Source organism: Lentimicrobium sp. L6 (genome assembly GCF_013166655.1).
Classification (GTDB): Bacteria; Bacteroidota; Bacteroidia; order Bacteroidales; family UBA12170; genus UBA12170.
On record NZ_JABKCA010000081.1, the window covers coordinates 1 to 22283 of the forward strand.

The window sequence follows — 22283 nt, forward strand, 5'->3', positions numbered from 1 at the left end:
CGATTGCTTACGCTTCGATTAAATTACACGAGACTTAAATGGGTAACCCTATAAAAATATTTTATTCCTTATAAATGAATCTCATCCTTCAAGGTGGGATTTTTTATTGGCCCCAGGGCAAACTCATACTTTTAATTTGGTTAGTTTTTTTGACAGGGCTTGTACGGATTTGCAATCCGTACGGTTAAAATAGGCTTTTTTCGCTACTGTATTCGCACGGAAAACATTTCCGTGCTAGCTTTTTATGTTATAATAGGATCTATTCATGCATTTGTAGCATTTTTGAATAAGTATGAGTTTGCCCTGTTATTGGACCTATCATTCTTGTTTTGTAAGGTATAATGACTTATATTTACTAAGCAATTGTCTCTCTTAAACATATTATTACATTTAGTATTCTTAAACTAAATGTTCCGAACTCTGTTAATATAAATGTTGATGAAAGATAGTGATCAGAAAAACCATAGTACTAAAGGATCTAAAAAAATTGATAAGAGGATACTATTTAATACCCTTCTTGTTTTTGGACCTATCTTTTTGCTGGTGCTACTGGGTTCTATTTTTATACTAAAGACTCAAGAAAGCCTAGAAATAAAGCTTATCAAAGATGTCGAAACAAGTATAGTTGACAATAAACTTAAAAATATTGAAGAAGAAATAGGACATGTGATCCACGATCTTTTGATTTTAAAATCTAATAGATCTATTGAGAAATATTGGGAATTTCAAAATGAAGAATTTGTTAACGATTTAAGTGATGAAATTCTAAGTATTGTTGAATATCAACAGGTATATGATCAGTGTAGGATTATTGATATTCATGGTGTAGAAGTTATTAGAGTCAATTATAATAAAGGCGAACCCGTCCTCGCTCCTAAGAATCAACTTCAAAACAAAGCTGATCGATATTATTTTAAAGATGCCATTAAATTAAATAAAGGAGAGGTTTTTGTTTCTTCCATGGATCTGAATATTGAAAATGGGGAGATAGAATTGCCATTAAAACCAATGATTCGTATCGCTACACCCATATTCGACAATGATGATGAAAAAAAGGGAATCATAATATTTAACTTTTTTGGAGATAGAATCCTACACCAACTTGGAGATAGTACAAATTCTATGGTATATAGTGAAGTAATGCTATTGAATTCTAAGGGTTATTATTTGCAAGGGCCCTCTCCCGAAAAAGAATGGGGCTTTATGTTTGATGGTAAGAAGGATATTACCTTTCAATATGATTTAAAAAATGAATGGGAAGAAATTTGTGATAATGAGGCTTCTTAGTTCATTAATGATAATGGCTTATTTACATTTAAAACAATATATCCGCTCCTCGAAGGACAAAAAAACAACAAGTCTAATTGGTCAGATTTTGTTTCTAGCGAAATGTATATGAAATCTAAAGACTATTATTGGAAAATTGTTTCTTTTGTACCAATTGAGGTTATTGAAGATAAGTTTATTTATAGAAGAATCTGGGTCGCCGTGCTTATTATACTATTTTCTTTGGGTCTTTTATTTGTTTCATGGAGATTAGCCGAAGCTCAATACTACAGACGTTTGGCCATGCAGTCTTTGAAAATTAGTAATGAATCAAAAGACAGGTTGTTTTCAATAATAGCACACGATTTAAAAGGCCCTTTTAGTTCCTTATTGGGATTTAGTAATATGCTCGAAGAAGAGCTAAATGAAGGTGACCTTTCCAATGTGAAAAAGTATAGTAGTACTTTAAATACTACTTTAACTAAAACATACTACTTGTTAATCAACCTCCTTGATTGGTCGAGCTCTCAAACAAATAGAATAAGTTTTGTCCCTGAAAAATTCTGTTTTAATGACCTTGTCGACGAAATATTTCATTTTCTGGATCTGCAAGCTCAAGATAAAGAAATAGTCCTTAAAAGAATAATTGATGGTCAGATATTCATTTCTTCTGATAGAAATATGATGAGTACAGTTATCAGAAACCTAATATCAAATGCCATAAAATATTCTAATAAAGGTGAAATAGAACTAAAAGCATATTTTATCAATAATGATTTGTATTGTTCTATCAAGGATTGTGGAACAGGAATTTCAAAAGAAAAAATGAATACTCTTTTTCAAATTTCAGAAATAGAAAGTATCCCAGGTACCAATAACGAAAAAGGAACAGGCTTAGGATTGATGCTGTGTAAAGAATTTATAGAAAAACAGAATGGCGAAATTGGAGTGGAGAGCGAACTAGGTAGCGGTTCCGTTTTTTGGTTTCGAATTCCAAATTCTGAAGCTTAGTGTTTTATTATAAAAGCTTGTAAATGAGTCTCTCTGCAAACCCATTAGATCAAAAAAAGCCATCCTTTATAAGGACAGCTTTTTGGGTGAAAGACCGGTCTCGAACCGGCGACCTCCGGAACCACAATCCGGCGCTCTAACCAACTGAGCTACAATCACCATTTTTGAGAGTGCAAAGATAAGCGAATTCTTATTTCTATCAACAGTATTTTTTATTTTTTTGAAAAAAATCTTCGTAAATTGGTCGAATCAAAATAGGAAAGCTAAAATATAAATCGAAAATCTGGTCAGGATTGTTTAGGGATAATACCTCTAAATACTTGATTATCTATTTGTTGTTTCTCTGTTCTTTGGCGGTTTTGGGCTATCTTATCACACCTGATTCCAGTTCATTTGCTAATAATCAACATCTAGAAATTAGCATGAAATCGCCCGGATATTCCTGTTATTTCTATTCAGAAGAGGAAGAACCGGCTGCCAATATCTTAAAAACCCTAGTTTTTGGAAAAAGGGAATATCGCTCGGAGCTGGCCATTTCTTCTTATAAAATACAAAATGACTCTATTCATCTTTTAGTCATCGATCCCCTTTTGGCCAATAATAAAGAAATATTGAGTTTTCTAGTCCAAGATAAAGCCAAAACTTTCATTACCGAGCATATTGCAAGGAAAGTATTTTGGCTAGGAACCGACCAATTCGGAAGAGATGTATTAAGCCGCTTAATCATTGGTTTAAGAATCAGTTTATCGGTAGGCTTTATTTCAGTATTAATTTCTTTATTAATTGGAGTCAGCCTTGGTGCCATTGCTGGATATTATGGCAGATGGGTCGATCAATTAGTGATGTGGTTTATCAATGTCATTTGGTCTTTACCCTCCTTATTGCTCATCATTGCCATTAGTTTTGCATTAGGAAAAGGATTTTGGCAAATGTTTATTGCCATTGGCTTAAGCATGTGGGTGGAAGTAGCGAGAGTAGTTAGAGGACAAGTGATGTCCATCAAGCAGAATGAGTATATTGAGGCTGCTCATGCTTTGGCTTATTCCAATACTAGGATCATCACCAAGCATATCCTACCAAATATATGGGGTCCCGTGATTGTGATTTCTGCAGCCAATTTTTCTACAGCCATATTAGTAGAAGCAGGATTAAGTTTCTTAGGTTTAGGTGTAACTCCTCCCATTCCAAGTTTGGGTGGAATGATTCGAGAATCTTATATAGGTATCTTTTTTGGATATCCATGGCTTTCCTTTTTTCCTGGAATGCTTATTGTTTCTATAGTTTTCTCATTTATGATGATAGGCCGTATACTAAAAAGGTATATATAGTATTTAACTCTCGATTTATTTTTCTAGAAAAATTCCTAAAAAATTCTTAATTTTATGTTGAAAAGCATAAACCTTTTGAGCTATTTTTACGTAGAAATCATATCAATTAAATATCCGTATGAGGGATAAATAAATTGAGTTATATTTTTCTTCGTTGAGAAATAAAATATTTGCATAGCCAAGCTACGGAAATATTTTATTTTGAAAAGAAAGAGAAATAGAAGCGATTTATATCACTCAATATGGTTTTTATTTGATATAAATTATCAAAATCAATTTTTTTGTTTCAGGGGGAATGCATTTAATTGAAGCGAACAAATTAGAATGTATTAAACAACAAACTATCTATTATGAGATATAATATCTATACTCGACTCTTTTCTAAACCTATATTTTTAATTATTGCTTTATTGTGTTTGGTTCCTAGTGTTTTGTGGGCGCAGACTTTTGATCCTATTCCGAATCAATGTAATACCAATGCAGTCATTGATTTGTACGATTACGTTGAGCCTGATAATGGAACTTTTAATATACTTGGTCCTCCAAATCCGGGATTATCTGATCATTTCTTTGATCCTTCACTGTCTGGTAATGGAACATTTACAATAAAATGGCATCCTGACAGTGGTGGTAATATTGATCAAACTATTACTGTATATGGTCCAACTGCTCCTACAACAATTACACCTAGTGATGATGGTTTCTGTATGGATCGTGGTGGGAATATTACACTTTCCGTATCTGATGGTTCCGGAACTGTTTTGCGTTGGTATGATGATTTTTGTGGAGGGACTGAGATTGGAACAGGAAATAACCTTTCCATAGCAGCTCCTACAGCAACAGAAACCTATTTTGCTTTATACGAAGACGCTAGTGGATGTCAGTCTGTTTGTGATAATTATACGGTTGTTGTTTATCAGGTAGATCAAGCGGGGATGGCGATTAATGGAATAGATAGTCCTTATTGTAAGGATGCGGCTGATGATAATATAAGTGGAGTTTATAATTATGGGTATTTATCTAAAGTTTTCTCAATATCACCTGCTTCAACTGGATTTACAGATAATGGAGATGGTACTGGAGTTATCTCTCCCGTAAATATGGCTTTAGATATATATAATCTAACATATACTGTAAGTAAGGATGCTTGTACTCGTTCAATTACAGTGCCTTTTGAAATATTACCCCCTTTAGTTGTTTCTTTCACCCCAAATCTACCAGCTGAAGTGTGTGCTGATCATGCTCCTTATAATTTAACAGGTAATCCAATTCCTAACCCACCAACAAGTACGGGAGTTTTTTCTGGCCCAGGCGTTACAAATAATGGTGATGGGACGGGTATTTTCGATCCTTCTGGCTTGAGTGGTTCAGTAGATATCACCTATACTTATATAGATGGTAATTCTTGTAATTCCACCAGTACTCAAACCGTAATTGTAAATCCCTTACCTTCTGTATCTATTTCAGGTTTGAGTAATTATTATTGCGAAGGAGATCCTTTGGATATAATCTCTGGAAATTTTGCCCCTGATGGTTCTTTTTCAATTTTACCTAACACAGCTGCTTTTACTGATAATACAGATGGAACAGCAGACTTTAATCCAACATTAGCTGGAGCTGGTGTTTATGATATCACCTATACTTTTACGGATGGGAATACATGTACAAATCAGGTGTTAAGAACAACTGAAGTTAGAGCAATTTTAGTTCCAACTATCTCAGGAAATGCCAATCCTTGTCAAAATGTGGAAATCACATATGCAACTGAGGCTGGAATGGATAATTATAGTTGGGCTGTTTCAGCTGGGGGAACGGTAACAGCCGGAGGAGGTAATTCTAATTCTGTTACAGTGAACTGGAATGTGACTGGAGCTCAAACTGTTCAGGTTGCTTATGATGATCCTACTGGAGGATGTACATCAACAATAGTCACTAGAAATATAACCGTTAAAGCTCAACCAACAGTGACATTAGATCCTTTCTTAAATGTTTGTTTGCAAGATGCGCCCTCTACAATAATAGGAGGAAATGGAAACCCAAGTGGTGGAATTGGTGTTTATGATGTGGATGGAACTACACGTACAGACTTCGATCCTGCACTTGAAGGGATAGGACCTCATACCATCACCTATACTTATACCAATTCTGCTCCTAACTCATGTACAAATGCTGATTCACAAGGAATTACCGTTTTAGATTTGGCCGCCTCTATTTCTAGTTTGGATGCTGATTATTGTCGACTTCAAGCGGATGAAACTATTATAGGAAATAATACAGATGCTGCTATTGGAAGCTTTTCGATAAGCCCTGTTCCTACTAATGCTACAACATTAATAGATAATGGAAATAACTCAGCAACTTTTAGTCCAATTAATTGTGATCCTGCTGATTATAATACTGTTTTTACCATCACTTATACCTATACTAATGGAACTTGTACTGCCACCGATCAAACCACCACATTTGTCTATGGTTCACCTACTGTTACTATTAATGGTTTAGCTGCTAGCTATTGTACTGATGATGGTATTGATGCTTTTACAGGAACTCCATCAAATGGAATATTTTCTACAACAGCTCTAGGGGGATTAACAGATGATGGTGCTGGTAATGGGACCTTTGATCCTGGAGTTGCAGGTGCAGGAAACTACGATATCTCGTACTATTATGAGGATGCGGCTGGTTGTAATAATACCGATATTATTCCAGTGACTGTAAATCAGACCCCAGATGCTGTTCTACTAAGTAGTGATGCAGATAATATTATTTGTGATGGTGCTTCAATAACATTTACAGCCAGTGATAATGAAGGTGTTGCGGACACCTACGAATTTTTTGTGGATGGTGTGAGTGTTCAAGGCCCTGGAGCAAATAGTACTTATGTGACATCCACCTTAAGTGATCAAGAAATTGTAACTGTAGACCTATCTGTTGCTGCTTCTGTATGTAATGATATCAGTACTGGTATAACGACCACTGTTATAGATTCTCCAGTGCCAACAATCACGGGAGATATACTTGTTTGTGAAGGAGATATGGGAGAGGTTTATACTACAGAATCCGGAATGAATAATTATTCTTGGAATGTTATAGGAGGAACTATAACAGCAGGTGGTGGAATTAATGACGAAACAGCAACCGTAACTTGGAATACTCCAGGAATACAAAATATCAATGTAAATTATGAAAACTCTAATGCTTGTTCAGCTTCTAGCCCTACTGTTTTAAATGTAGATGTTATAGCCTTACCAGCAGATGATTTAGCTTTAAGTGATGATGAAATTTGCTCGGGGGATGTTGCATTGATTACTTTAAGTGCTTCGGAATTAGGGGTGACCTATCAATTAAGACTCGATGCTGATAATTCTCCAGTAGGAGGAGCATTAAATGGTACTGGAGGAGATTTAAACTTTATTGTGACTCCTCTAAATACTACTACCTATAACATGATAGCCTCCAATGCTACAGGTTGTTTGGTTGAGTTATTAGTTAAACCTGTTGTTATAGCAAATCCAAATCCAGTAGCTGGTTTAATAAGTAGTGATGTGGATAATACTATTTGTTTAGGTGAAAGTATAAGCTTTACTGCTTCTGGTGGAGATGTTTATGAATTTTTTATTGATGGTAGTTCAGTTCAAGGACCAAGTAATGTAGATGTATTTACCACTACAACTCTTGAGGATGGTGAAGAAGTAACCGTTGAAGCTTCTTTTGGATTAACCAGTTGTTCTGATATCAGTGCTGGAATTATAACCACAGTCAACCCATTACCTATACCAACAATAACAGGAGACCAAGATGTTTGTTTAAATGCTAGTGGTTTTGTTTATACTACAGAAGCTGGAATGAGCGATTATGTATGGAACATAGTTGGCGGAACTATTGATGCTGGGGGAACTGTAAATGACAATACAGCAACGGTTACTTGGACATCAGTGGGAGCACAATCTATAAACGTAAATTATAATAACTTAAATGGATGTACTGCTCTTGCTGCAACAAACTTGACTGTTAATGTGAATGATTTGCCAGACAATAGCCTTGTGGTAAACGATGATGAAATATGTATTGGTGAACAAGCAACTATAGTATTAGAAAGCTCCATTCCCGGCATTACTTATCAATTGCGATTGGACTCAGATAACTCTAATGTTGGGCCTACTTTAAATGGTAATGGAGGAGATTTAAATTTCCCTGTAAGTCCATTGACGACGACTTTATATAATATATTGGCATCAGATGCAAATGGTTGTTCTGATCAGTTATTGCATCAACCTACAGTGACGGTCAACCCTCTTCCTATTCCCCTTCTAAGCAGTAGTGATGCAGATAATATAATATGCTTAGGAGAGAGTGTTACTTTTACTGCTTCCGGAGGAGATGCATATGAATTCTTTGTGGATGGTATTTCTGTTCAAGGACCAAGTAGTGTAAATACATATACCACAATAGGTTTATTGGATGGGGAAGAAGTGACAGTTGAAGTAGAAAGTGTTTCAGGCTGTACAGATATCAGTTCCGGGATTATCACAACAGTGCATGAACTTCCAGTCATTAGTTTGACAGGTTCACAAGAAGTTTGTTTGAATGAGTCTGGTGTAGTCTATACAACGGATGCAGGTATGACTAATTATAGTTGGGCTGTGGTTGGTGGAATTATAGATGCAGGTGGAAGCGCTAGCGATCATACCATAAGCATCACTTGGACTTCCTTAGGTGTACAATCAGTATCCGTTAATTATGATAATGCAAATTCATGTGAAGCTGTAAGTTCACAATCACTTGCTGTTCATGTGAACGACTTACCTGATGATAGTTTTACTTTCACCGATGTAGTAATCTGTGAAGCTAATATAGCGCTTATAGAGCAATCTAGTTCCGTGTTAAATGTCAGCTATCAGTTACGATTAGATAGTGATAATTCTTTAATAGGAGCTCCAATAATGGGAACAGGTTTAGCGATTACCTTTCCTGCAAGCCCACTTGTCACATCCACCTATAATGTTTTAGCTACAAATGCATCATCTTGTGATATTGAAATGATTGACAAGGCTATAGTTTATGTAAATCCTCTTCCAGATAATAATTTGGGAGTCATGGGAAGCACAGTATGTTTTGGGGAGCCTGGCACCATCATTATCCAAGCCTCTGAGCTAGGAGTGAGTTATCAACTTCGATTAGATAGTGATGATTCGCATCAAGGAGTAGCATTAATTGGTACAGGAGCTGATTTAACTTATAATGTGGCACCAATAGCAACGACCACTTATAATATTCTTGCGACAGATGGAAATTCCTGTTCCGTGGAAATGGCTACCAAGCCAGTGGTGACTATTAATCCATTACCAGATAATTCTCTGGTTTTATCTGATGAAGAAATTTGCCTCGGAGAAACGGCTTCTATTGTTTTATTTAATTCTTTACCTAGTATCAGTTATCAGTTGCGATTAGATGCTGATGACAGTCCTGTAGGAACGGCACAACCTGGAAATGGGGCCAACCTTCTTTTTAATGTTTCTCCTATCAATACAACGTCATATAATATATTGGCAACAAATGCCAATATGTGCTCAAATGAGATGATAGACAAATCAGTGGTACAAGTGAATCCAACACCAGATGTTACTTTAGGACTTACTAGTCCTTCGGCTTGTGCTGGCGAATCAACTGTTATTACCTTGTCTAACTCAGTAGCTGGTGTAACTTATCAATTACGATTAGATAGTGATAATACCAATATAGGAGCTGCCATTCCTGGAAATGGGAATGATATTAATTTTTCCGTTAGCCCAACATCAACAACTATTTATAATGTTTTAGCAACTTCTTCTAATAGTTGTTCGGCAGAGTTAATCACTAAATCGACAGTAACTGTTTTTGATGCACCAGATGCTCACTTAATTGTGGATGATGCCAATGTGTGTTTTGGTGAAACAGCTTCTATTACACTATATAATTCTGAATTGGGAGTAACTTATCAATTACGATTAGATAGTGATAATTCTAATGTTGGAGTCCCTGTTTCAGGTACTGGAGGAAATATTCTATTAAATGTGAATACCAATATTTCTAATACATATAATGTGTATGCCTATAATGTAAATGCATGCGCAGTGGAGCTCATCGATAAACCTAATGTAACAGTTAACCCATTGCCAGATCATACGCTAACTGTCGGTGACGATGCCATTTGTTATGGTGAACAAGCTGATATTGTATTATTCAATTCTGTTTTGGGAGTGAATTATCAATTACGATTAGATAGTGATGATTCCAATATAGGAAGTTCTTTATCAGGAAATGGTGGAACACTAGTTTTCCACGATAATCCATTAACAACAAGCACTTATAATATTTTAGCATTCGATGCCAATGCTTGTTCCATAGAATTAAATGATAAATCCATCGTACAGGTATATCCTTTGGCTAACAATACGCTAACAGTTAGTGACCCTACCGTTTGTTTTGGTGAAAATGCTATTATTAGTGTGGATAATTCAGAGCCAGGAGTTAGCTATCAATTGCGTTTAGATAGTGATAACTCTAATGTTGGGGCTGCCATTTCTGGAAATAGTGGAACAATTACTTTTAATGTTGCTGTTAATACTACCACATTATTTAATGTATTGGCTAATACTAGCAATAGCTGTGATACTGAATTATTAGATAGAGCTTTAGTAACAGTAAACCCATCACCAGATGAAACCCTAGCGGTGAGTTCTCCTTCAATATGTGAAAATGAAATTGCAGAAATTATAGTTTATACTTCTGAGATAGGAGTTTCTTATCAATTGCGCTTAGATAGTGACAATACTCTTGTTGGAATTCCTCTCAATGGAAATGGCGGAGATTTATCTTTCTATGTGACTCCATCTGCTTCTACCTTATATAATGTGTTAGCCACTGGTGGAAATTCTTGTAGCGTTGAATTAAATCAAAAAGCAGATGTGACTGTTTATCCATTACCTGATGCCAGTTTAATTGTTGATGATGCTACCATTTGCGCCACTGAAACGGCAAGTATTTTACTTTATAATTCTGAAATTGGAATCAGCTATCAGTTACGATTAGATAGTGATGATAGCCCAATAGGAACGGCGCAAACAGGGGATGGTAGTATTTTAACATTCGATGTTAATCCAACAACCAGTACTGTTTATAATATTTATGCTACAACCAGCAATGCTTGTAATATTGAGTTATTAGATAAATCAGTGGTGTCTGTTCTTCCAACTCCCGATTTAGATTTAACAGTGACTAGTGATGAGATTTGTGTGGGAGAAACAGCTTCAATTATTATTCTAAATTCTGAACTTGGGGTTAGCTATCAATTGAGATTAAATGCTGACAATAGTAATATTGGAACTGCTATTCAAGGTACAGGTTTCGACTTAGAATTCTTTGTCAGTCCAACTCTAACTACTATATATAATGTATTGGCGACTGGTGGAAATGCTTGTGCAGGTTCATTAGTTGAATTAAGTACAGTAACGGTAAATCCTCTTCCTGCTCAACCTGTGATTACAGCAAATGGACCAACTACTTTCTGTGAAGGAGAGAGTGTTGATTTAACATCTTCTGTTGCTGATGAGTATTTATGGTCAACTGGAGAGACAAGTCAAACCATTACAGTTGGCACAGCAGGAACTTATACCGTTATGATTTCGGATCTTAATATGTGTGCCAGTCCTGTATCAGATCCAATTATTATTAATGTAAACCCTCTTCCTTCTGTAAGTTTTAATGGATTAGATATTAGCTATTGTCACGATGCTTCTTCTATTATATTAACAGGAAATCCTCTTCCTTCAGCATTAAGTACTGGTTTGTTTTCAGGTCCTGGTATTACTGATAATGGAGATGGAACTGCTATATTCGATCCTATAGCAGCAGGAATCGGTGGACCCTACGATATTATGTATTCCTTTTCGGATGAAAATACATGTACAAATACTGACACACAACAAACCACCGTATTTCCAGCACCTAGTATTAGTATCTCTGGTTTAGATATTGGGTATTGTGTAAATGCAAGCCCAATCTTAATTACCGGTAGTGAAGCGCCATTTGGACAGTTTTCTGGTCCTGGGATAACTGATAATGCTAATGGTACAGCCATATTTGATCCTGTTTCAGCCGGAATTGGTGGTCCCTATGATATTGAGTATTCTTTTACCAATCCTGATGGCTGCTCAAATACTGTAATTAGTCAAACTCAAGTATACGATTTACCTACAGTTACTTTTGGAACTTTAAATCCTGAATATTGTGTTGATCATTCAGAAGTAATATTAACAGGAAATCATGCTCCAGGAGGTAGTTTTAGTGGAGTTGGTATTTTTGACAATGGAGATGGAACTGCTATCTTTAATCCATCCTCAGCAGGTATTGGTGGACCTTATGAAATTACTTATACCTATTCTGATGGTAATTTATGTAGCAATACATCAATTCAACAAACCATTATTCATGCTTTACCAACAGTTTCATTTTCTGGACTTAATACTGATTATTGCATTGATGGAACCACTTCTACTTTAGTGGGTAATCATGCACCAGAAGGTATCTTCACTGGTTTAGGAATAACAGATAATGGTGATGGAACTGCAAGCTTTGATCCTGCTTTGGCTGGAACAGGCTTGAATATTCAAATTACTTATATCTATTCTGACCCTAATTTCTGTGATAATTCAGAAATACAATTGGTAAATGTTCATGCTTTACCAATTGTACAAATTCTAGGTTTAGAATCTAATTATTGTGTAAATGATGGAGATATTCTAATCACAGGAGATCCATTACCAGATGCACAAAGTTCTGGTTACTTCACTGGAAGTGGTGTCACAGATAATGGAGATGGAACCGCATTGTTTAGTCCTTCAAGTTTGATAGAAAATAATATTTATTCCATATCTTATACTTATAATGATTTAAACTCTTGTGAATCTACATATTTCCAAGATGTAAATATCATTGAGCTTCCAAATGCACCAATAGCAACTGATGTGGATGTTTGTTTTAGTGAAACAGTTCCAGATCTAACAGCTCTAGGGGAACCTGGATTCCAATTAATCTGGTATGATAGCCTTGGTGATTCTATCCATTCTGGAAATACTTATGCTACTGGAATGACCAATGTTGGAGTTTACGAGTATTCAGTAACACAAATTCATACTATTACCGGTTGTGAGAGTAATCCTACTCCAGTTAGTTTAAATATTATTGAACTACCTATAGTAGAACTACCTCCTTATGCTGATGTTTGTATTTATGATTTCATTCTCTATTTAAATACTGGAACACCAAGTGGAGGTACCTATACAGGGAGTCCAGGGATTATATTATTACCAACTGGTGATTATATTTTCCATCCAGAATACGCTGGAGCAGGTATACATGATATTATTTACACCTATACCAATCCTATTAGTGGATGTTATGATACCGCTATGCAAACTATAACAGTACATGACCGACCTATAGTTGAAATACTAGATTTGGAAGCCATATATTGTATTGCAGGAGCAGAAGTTACCATCAATGGAAATTATCCTGGATATGGAATTTTTTCTGGAGCTGGTATAACTGATAATGGAGATGGTAGCGCTCAATTTCTACCTTCTGTGGCAGGTATAGGGTATCATGATATTGTATATCAATACCAAGATATAAATACAGGTTGTTCAAATCAATATACAGCCACCACATTAGTAGAGGGAGCTCCTCAAAATGTTTCTGTGATTCAAATTAGTGATCCAGAGATTTGTGTGAATTCTATAGAAACAATAACCCTAGAAGCTATTGGAGGAAATGGAACTTGGGTGAATTGGTTTGAGACCTCATGTGGAGGTAATAGTCCAGAGATTCTAACTGCAAATGGAGATTCTTCATTAATTGTAATACCAGCTCCTGAAGTATCCACTTATTATTTTGCACAGTGGGAAACAGAATGTGGAGTTAGTGATATATGTGCCGATAATTATATTGTGGTGAATCAGAATCCAACTTTACCCGATAACGCTTGGGCGACTCCAGATGTGGTTTGTAATGAAGATCAAGATTCTATTGCCTTATTTATTACAGGTGGTAATTATGGTTCCATTTTAGAATGGACTCAAGATTCTTGTACTGGATTAGTAGTGGGCCAAACCAATGGTGCCCCTTTACATATCCCAACTCCTGATACTACTACTATTTATTTTGCCAATTGGATTAACGACTGTGGTGAGTCTGGTTGTACAGAAAGTGTAAGAGTAAGAGTTACACCGCCAGCTGAAGCAGTAGCTATTGCTGATGCTGATTCTAATTTCTTCTGCAGAAATACATTAAACAAATTACAATTAAGAGCTTTCGGTGGAAGAGGAGATTCTGTAATATGGCATTACGATTCTTTAGGATTATATCCGTTACCAATAGATAGTATTTTAAATGTAATGAGTGCTTCTGGTGATACTATCGAAATTATTCCTCCAACAGTAAATACAATATATTATCCATTCAGAGCTACTCCATGTGAGCAGGTAGGTGGAAATATTGCTGTAGAGGTTTATGTTTTTGCAGATCCAATAGCTGCTGATACAGCCTATACTTTCCCCTCAACCATTTGTTTTGGTTCTGCAGATTCTATTACATTAATTGTAGAAGGAGGAAGTGGTGTTAAAATTGAATGGTATGCTGGAAATTGTAATAATGGAGTTTTCCTAGGAAATGGTAATGATTTTAAAGTGCCTCCTCCAAATGTAAATACTACTTATTTTGCGAAATGGGTGACTCCATGTGGAGTCTCTGCATGTAAAAGCACAGAACTTATCATTTATCCTCCAACTACTGATCCTATCACCATCATCAGTGATACCAATGCTCTTTGTGCGGGTAACTTGTCAGAAATTCAATTGGTAATGAATGGTGGTAGTGGAGATTCTGTAGTTTGGTTCTCCGATTATTGTGGAGGGATTGAACTTGATCCTAGTTCTTTCTATTATCAATCTCCTATGCGAGATACCATTGTTATTCCAGCTCCAAGCACAGATACTACCTTCTACGCTTATTGGGCCACACCTTGTGAAGTTTCAGAATGTGTTGATATTGATATTTCAGTATATCCACAACCCATAATCATGGATAGTGTTTATACTAGCCATAATAATTTCTGTAGTGGTTCGGTAGCAAATATTACCTTAACAGCAGTAGGAGGGGAGGGTGATGAAATAACCTGGACTAAGGATAGTTGTGATGGTCCTATAGTTGCAGTGACTAATTTAAGCTCTATTAGTATTCCAAGTCCACAAGATACCACCGTATATTTTGCCAAATGGAAAACTATTTGTGACAGTACAGACTGTATAACCATTCAAATAAATGTACCTCCAACTCCAATTGAACCCATTCAAATGCACGTGCTTGAGAATTTAATTTGTGATAATACTATTGATTCTATTACTTTGGTATTAGAAGGTGGAAGTGGCTTCGAAGCAGTTTGGTTCTATGGTCCCTATTGTGGTAATGATACTATCCCTGAGGTAGATATGAAAAAACTATCTCCAAAAGGCGACTCCATAAGAATTGCTCGTCCAGCTCAGTCCCAAGTGTTTACTGCAAATTGGGCTAGTTATAGTGGAGTATGTGGCTCATCAGACTGTGTCAGCTTAGATGTTTTTGTTTATGAGGCTCCTCAAGCTAGTTTCCAAATTACTGGTGGTGTGGAATGTGAAAATACTTTATTGCAATTTTCTCCAACATCCGATGCCGGAACAGGTTTGATTACCCAACTGGTTTGGGATTTCGGAGATGGTGTAGTCGTAGATACCAATCTACAAGTAAATTTATTCCATGCTTATGAAAATTCAGGGGAGTATCTCGTGGAATTAATGATTACAAATACTTATGGTTGTAAAGATACTACTTGGGTTCCATTAACCATTTCTAATGGGCCATCAGCAGCCTTTAGCTACGAAACATCTTGTTTAGGCACGCCTATTCAATTTACAGATGAATCCATTTCAGCCGTAGATAGTATAGCCGCTTGGTTCTGGAACTTTAATGATCCAACTAGTTTAAATGATACCTCAAGTCTTCAAAATCCAACCTACACCTATACTGAAGCTGGAATTTATGATGTGATATTAACTATTACCGATACATCCGGCTGTTCGGGTGAGATTATCCAAGAAGTGATTGTTTCTCCGGCCCCAACTGCATTCTTTAAATTAGGAAATGCAAGTTGTCAGAATGTGCCCGTTTTATTTAGTGATTCGTCGTTTACTGAAAATAATGAAATAGTTACTTGGGTTTGGGATTTTGGTGATGGTTCTGATGAGTTAGTCATTAATGCACCGGAAAACCCTAATGTATTCCATAGCTACGAAAATATAGGTGATTTTACAGTCTCACTCTCCGTTTATGATACACTAGGATGTCAAAGTGCCTACTTCTATCGTTATTTTGAAGTTCGACCTACTCCAATCGCTGGCTTTATACATGCAGATACAGCTTGTCAAACTGGAATTATTCACTTTTTCGATACTACTGCACACCTTGCTGGAACAAATGGAATAGCTTGGCAATGGAATTTTGGTGATGAAGCTTTCGCTTATAACCAAAATCCAGTGCATTCTTATATTGAAACAGGGCAGTTTTATGATGTGGAAATGATTATAACAGATGAATTTGGTTGTCAAGATACCGCTATGAATACAGTGGAGGTAAAACCAAGTATGGAAATAGCATTCACTTCCAATATAGTTTGTGAAGGAGAAGAAACGCGATTAATTGCTGAGCTCATACAACCTGAGAACGATCAGGTGGCTACATGGCAATGGTTCTTTGGTGATAATACCGATACTATTGTTCATAGTGATACTATTTATCATCAATATCCTGCTGGAGGAACTTTCTATGCTACCTTAATTGGAGTAGATGATGGTGGATGTGAAACCATAGTTATCAACCAGGCAGTGAAGGTTTATCCCGCTCCAATTGTTGATTATTTTATTCCAGAAGCCAGTTGTAGTGATCCTAGTAAGTTTTATAATCATTCTATAGCCAATGCTGATTCTATTATCCTTTACCATTTCGAATATGGGGATGGTACCTATGAAACTTTTAACTCTAGTAATTATCCAGATCCTCTCGAACATAACTATCCAGCAGGAGCAAATGAGTATATAGCTTCTATAAGCTTAACCAATTCTAATGGTTGTATTCAAACTACTGAGTTTGTAGTTGAACGAGAGAGTTGTATCGATTTGAGTTTCCAATTTAGCAATCCTGCTTGTTTAGGACAAGAAGTTCAATTTATCAATCATTCATTTGTGAATAATGAAGGAGTAACTATTGATTCTATCATATGGAACTTTGGGGATGGAGTTATCTATGAATTACCTATTGAGTCAGGTGATACTGTATATCATACTTATACAACTGTTGGAATGAAAGATGTGCAAATGAAACTAATTGCCACCAACGAATTTGGTGATTTTACGGTAGGAACCACAAAAGGGCTTTATGTAAATGAAACGCCAAATGCAGCTTTTGACATTCAAGAGAATCTAATGTGTAGTCGCGATTCCATCCATTTTATTGACCATTCATGGGTGTTTAATGGCGAAGTTGTAGGCTGGAGATGGGTTTTCGGAGATCAGTATTCCGAAAGAGATACATCATATTTACAGAATCCTGCTTATTGGTATGAGTATGGTGGTTTATATCAACCCAGTTTAATTGCGATTTCAGATTCAGGATGTACCAATTCAACAGATAGGGATATTAATATTAATCCTTCTCCATTAAATCACTTATTTGCCGATCGAGACTTTGGTTGTGGGCCAGAAAATGAAATATTTTTCCGAGATACGGCCTTATTAGAGGAGGGTAATATTGCTTATTATCAGTGGATATTTGGCTTCAATGACACCGTTTATACTGATGTGGACAGTTTGCATCATCAATTAGAGATTGGTAATTATAATGTTATTTCGAGAGTGGTGAGTGAATTAGGTTGTTCAGGTATTGATAGCATTAGTGGTTTCAACGTTTTCGACAAACCAATTGCTGACTTTGGATATTACCCTGAAGACCCAAGTATTAGAGAGCCTGAAGTTTATTTTAATGATAGAAGTATGGGTACAGTTTCACCTGTAGAATACTATCATTGGGATTTTGGTGACAATAATGATACCATTGGCTTAGACCCAATGCATATTTATCAAGATACTGGAAGCTTTAGAGTTTTATTAACTATCCAAGATCAGAATGGATGTGTGGATACTATATCTAATACCTTATTCGTTGATCCGGTATTCTCATTCTATATGCCAAATGCTTTTTCACCAAACGATAATGGATTGAATGATGCGTTTGGGCCAGTAGGTTCCTATTTCCAAGGTACTGATTATGAGTTTTTAATATATAGCCGTTGGGGAGAGTTATTATTTGAGACTAAAGATCCATTGGAGCATTGGAAAGGTGATTTCCAAACGTCATCAAAAGAGCAAGCACCTTTGGGAGTTTATTCTTGGATTATTAGAGTAAAGGATTCGTTTAATAATGAGCATCTATATAAAGGGATAGTCACATTAGTGAGATAATTTTTGCACGGCCTGATATTTATCAGGCCGTTTTTTTACATTTGCAAAAAAAATACTCATGAACGCTGGATATACAGATTTATTCACAGTCGCTTTATTATACTTCACAAGCTTTTTTAGTTTGATTAATCCTTTGGGATCCATGCCAGTATTTCTGACCATGACAGCGAACTTGAATAAAAAGGAGAGGGCAAGAACGGCATTGAAAGCTGTTATTACTGCTTTTATTACTTTATTAATATTTGCTTTTGGAGGACAAATGCTATTTCAGTTTTTTGGTATATCTGTAGATAGTTTTAGAGTTGTCGGTGGAATTATATTCTTTATGATGGGTTATGATATGTTAAACGCTCGTTTGAGTTCTTTGAAAAGCATAAATCCCAATGAAGTAAAGGAATATGTAGATGATATAGCGGTAACTCCCCTTGGAATACCTATGATTGCTGGACCTGGGGCAATTACAAACTCTATTGTATTGATGCAAGATTCTGATACGCTTATGCTAAAGGCTATTCTAATAGGGACAATTATAATAACCATGCTATTAACTCTAGTTATTTATATCAGTGGTGGAACGATTATTAAATTCCTTGGGGAGACTGGGAATAAAATTATGCTGAAGTTAATGGGATTGATAGTGATGGTTATTGCGGTTGAGTTTTTCTTTGCAGGGTTAACACCAATTATTCAGGGGATTCTCAAAATTCAATAATCGAATGTGTTATTTCTCTGTTCCTAACTTTTGTGCAGGAGTGAGTTCCTGAACCCATGAGTTATCATATAATTTCCAATCCTGAAAACTTTTCAGTTGAGATAGAGGGATTTTTCCATCGATATATTTGGCTAATAATTTGAAATGCATTGGTTTTTCCTTTTTAAGAATCATTAGAGTCGTATTGACTGAAGATTTCATGGCAATTAAAATCCCGCCACCTAAATCAGCCCAATGACCACTTTGATAAAGGTTTTTATAGGGTGTTTTATAGGAAGCTACATTGGCTTGCATATTTTTCTTACCAGGCTTTTGTCCCATCATGCTACCATTTCTATTTCCAGTATATCTGAGCAGTGTAATAGGAGTGGCTACATCCAAATATTCAATATGATCTCTAATATTAGGTGCAATGGAATCTCTAACTCTATCTATTAAAATATTGGCATATTCAGCTTTCAAATCTCTATAAGCTTTTGTTCTTTTAAATTGGCCATGTTCGTCTCTAACACAAGCCCAATAATTATTCTGCTCAATCCAAGCTGGGATAAATAAGGTGAGTGTGCCCTTTGATAAAGGAGCCAATGATTTATCCCTGACCGATGATGCAATTATATGCATTCCGCTAGTTTTAGGATCTCCACTATCCAATTCAGCCCTATTTAATGAGGAGTCTGCCAAATAAATATTTTCTTCACCAAAACCTAAATCCTCAGCCTTACAATCTAATCCTATAGAAACACTTAGTGCAGATGCATACATTTCTGAATCTTCTATTTGCTTAGATTTTTTTTGATTTTCTTCAGTACTCGGAAGAAGCTTGGAATATAAGGAACTTGCATCACAGGCAGCAACTACATATTTGGCATTTATTTCCCTAGTTTCTGATTTAAATTGGACTTTCACCCCCTTTACATTATTCTTTTGAGTTAGAATCTCTATAACTTTTGATTTTAGACATATCTCAGCACCCATTTCTTTACTTGAATGAACTAACCATTCAGGAAAGCTTTGACTACCACCAGTTGGAGGAGTCTGGAAATTATTGGAATAGGCCCAAGAAATTGGAATTAAGCAGGATAGTAAGTCTGGTTCCGTGCAGAATACACTTTGTAGTTTAGGATTAGAAAAGTATTTTGATAGGCCTTTGCTAATGCCCTCCTCTCCTGAATATTTTAGATGTGGTATAAATGGGATAGCAAATTTCAACATTTTTAATCCATAAATACCTTTTTCAAAAACGCCCATGGTATCCATAGTCCTACTCAAGTTGATATAATCATCAAAAGACTTTGAAATCCTTTTAGCATCTCGAAAAAATCGAGTAATTCCTTTTTTGTCTTCAGGGAATTCCTTTATCCATTGATTTTTGAGATTATCAGGATAATTTGTGACTAAATAGTCAAAGTCTTTAGAGATGAATCGTCGGATGTTCTTTTGTATTTTTGCTTTTGGATAATCATCACCAATAATATCAAAAATCCTTCCTACCCATCCTTCAGCGGCGCAGTTATTTAACCAGTGGATAGAAGAATCGAAGCGAAATGCACCTCTATCAAAGCCAGCTAGATATCCACCAGGTCTAGCATCCATTTCGATGACACAGCACGATAAACCTACCCTTGACAATAAGGCAGAGGATGTAAGTCCACTGATACCTCCACCAATGATTACTACATCATATGAATCTTTTAAGCAGGAATTGTTTTTACTCATAATATGATGTAATGTAAAAAAAAAATTTGACAAAGGAACTAGTTAATTCTATTAATTATCAAGGGAAGTTAACAATCGTTAAAATGCAGTTTTTAATCGGACACTGACGTATTTATGATCTTTACCTGTTCTGAATTCTTTGGACTTCCAATGTTGAATAAATTGTAATTCAAAACGACCATAAGATAGAACTAACCCTCCTGTTCCTTCAATGACAAATCTATTTATTTGCCCTGGAGGAATAACATAAACACTTCTTCTGTCGGTAACTCCGCCTTGTAAAGTGGCATCATATCCAATTAATTGTGTCTCTATTTCTATAAGGAAATTAAAGCGTATTTTTCTAGGGAAAGTAGGTGATAATCTTTTTCGATTATAGGCCGTTATATCTTGGTAGAAAGGAATAAAACTTCCATATTTCCCTCCAAATCCCCATTTCAGATTATCTCTAAGTGTACCAATTTGAGCTCCCGCTATTAAATAGGATTCAAATTGATAATTTTCATAGAGGAGGCTTCTTAATTTATATTGGTAATCTATGATATAATCTGTATTAATTTGATTATGCCACCCTTGTGGAGGTGAGTTATTGGGTAAGATGGTATGAACCAAGTCTTGTATAAATCCACCTCCACTATAAGGGCCTACTACTCCAAAGTTGATTTCAGAATAATGTTGCATCTTGTTTTTTGAGTCAAAGGATATTAAGTTTTGCCCCAACATGGTATAAGCTGCCCATGGTCTGTCATCTGGCACAATGGAATCTACTTTAGGTTGAATTCCAGTATACATATTTTGTACAAGTGTGATGCCATAGTAATCTATACCGCTTTTCCCATTTGAAACTAGTAAATAGGAGAGAGGAGATTCTACAAAAAATGGATGGCTATAGCTTAAATATACTCCATTTGTATAGTAATAATCGGTATAGTCCCAAAAATCATTATCAAAGCCAAGCTCAATAAATTGATTATAATTGAGAAGAGGATAATATAAACTTCGATCTGCTAATTCTAGTTCTTGTTTCTTTTCGAGGGATCTTTTTATGGTTGGAATATCCAATGATCCAATTGTTTTAGACTTGATGGATTCGTAAGCAAATAATATTCTTTCTTCAGCCTTTATTGGTGTTTTTTCGTCAATTACAGTTTGTGAAACATGATGGGTTTTTTCTAGAATATAAGTATCTTTATTTTGAACTAAGTCTGAAAAGAAAAATGACCTACTCTTATTATAACCTTTTCTATTGCTAAGAAATGGAGCCTTATTTCTATTAAAAAATATAATAGGTTCTTTGCTGTAAATTTTTTCTATTGAAAATTGAATACTATCGCCTTGTGATGTAATAAAAATAATTTCTTTAAAATGGCTAGGGAGTAATTCTATATGAGGTTCTGTCCTCAACAGACTATCCAACGGGATTTCCTCCCAATTCTTATTTAAAAGATATATACCACTTTCCTGTATGTAAAACTTTGGAGGAGTTTCAACCATTGGTATTTGAGGTGCTTCTTGAGGATGTTTTTGATCAGGTTCGCAGCTTCTCCATAATAATATGAAGAGAATGATAAATAAAAGACTTATGATTATTTTACGCTGCAAGTTTTTAGTTTTAGCGAGCAAAGATAGTGCTTTGAGCTTATTCTAGTTGTGAAAAAGAATAAA

At 35.6% G+C, this 22283-nt stretch carries 7 protein-coding genes and 1 tRNA gene; 5 read left to right on the plus strand and 3 right to left on the minus strand.

Going from position 1 to position 22283, the window contains the following annotated elements; all coding sequences use genetic code 11:
• Window positions 1-438: 438 nt before the first annotated feature.
• Together HNS38_RS17055 and HNS38_RS17060 are read left to right on the plus strand one after the other, a co-directional pair.
• Window positions 439-1287: a cache domain-containing protein gene (locus HNS38_RS17055; RefSeq protein ID WP_172346800.1), complete on the plus strand. Its 849-nt coding sequence runs from the start codon at window positions 439-441 to the stop codon at window positions 1285-1287.
• Between the two features lie 108 nt (window positions 1288-1395).
• On the plus strand, window positions 1396-2277 hold the full coding sequence (locus tag HNS38_RS17060; RefSeq protein ID WP_172277840.1) for a sensor histidine kinase KdpD: 882 nt from the start codon (window positions 1396-1398) through the stop codon (window positions 2275-2277).
• A gap of 84 nt (window positions 2278-2361) precedes the next feature.
• Here HNS38_RS17060 and HNS38_RS17065 read toward each other — a convergent pair.
• Window positions 2362-2437 (minus strand) — tRNA-His (locus HNS38_RS17065).
• Between the two features lie 262 nt (window positions 2438-2699).
• Here HNS38_RS17065 and HNS38_RS17070 point away from each other — a divergent pair.
• The 3 genes from HNS38_RS17070 to HNS38_RS17080 all read left to right on the plus strand — a co-directional run bounded on the left by HNS38_RS17070 (window position 2700) and on the right by HNS38_RS17080 (window position 18902).
• Window positions 2700-3605 (plus strand): ABC transporter permease, encoded by a 906-nt coding sequence (locus HNS38_RS17070; RefSeq protein ID WP_172346801.1) that lies wholly within the window; start codon window positions 2700-2702, stop codon window positions 3603-3605.
• 350 nt (window positions 3606-3955) lie between these two features.
• A complete protein-coding gene (locus tag HNS38_RS17075; protein WP_172346802.1) occupies window positions 3956-18190 on the plus strand; it encodes a PKD domain-containing protein in 14235 nt (4744 codons plus the stop codon).
• Between the two features lie 58 nt (window positions 18191-18248).
• Window positions 18249-18902 (plus strand): MarC family protein, encoded by a 654-nt coding sequence (locus tag HNS38_RS17080; protein ID WP_172277836.1) that lies wholly within the window; start codon window positions 18249-18251, stop codon window positions 18900-18902.
• Window positions 18903-18911: 9 nt separating this feature from the next.
• On the opposite strand, the gene HNS38_RS17085 is transcribed toward HNS38_RS17080, so the two are convergent.
• Both HNS38_RS17085 and HNS38_RS17090 read right to left on the minus strand, forming a co-directional pair.
• Window positions 18912-20618 carry an NAD(P)/FAD-dependent oxidoreductase gene (locus HNS38_RS17085; protein WP_172277833.1) on the minus strand — a complete coding sequence of 569 codons (1707 nt, stop codon included), beginning with the start codon at window positions 20616-20618 and terminating at the stop codon, window positions 18912-18914.
• A gap of 78 nt (window positions 20619-20696) precedes the next feature.
• Window positions 20697-22220: a lipid A deacylase LpxR family protein gene (locus tag HNS38_RS17090; protein WP_172277831.1), complete on the minus strand. Its 1524-nt coding sequence runs from the start codon at window positions 22218-22220 to the stop codon at window positions 20697-20699.
• Window positions 22221-22283: the final 63 nt, after the last annotated feature.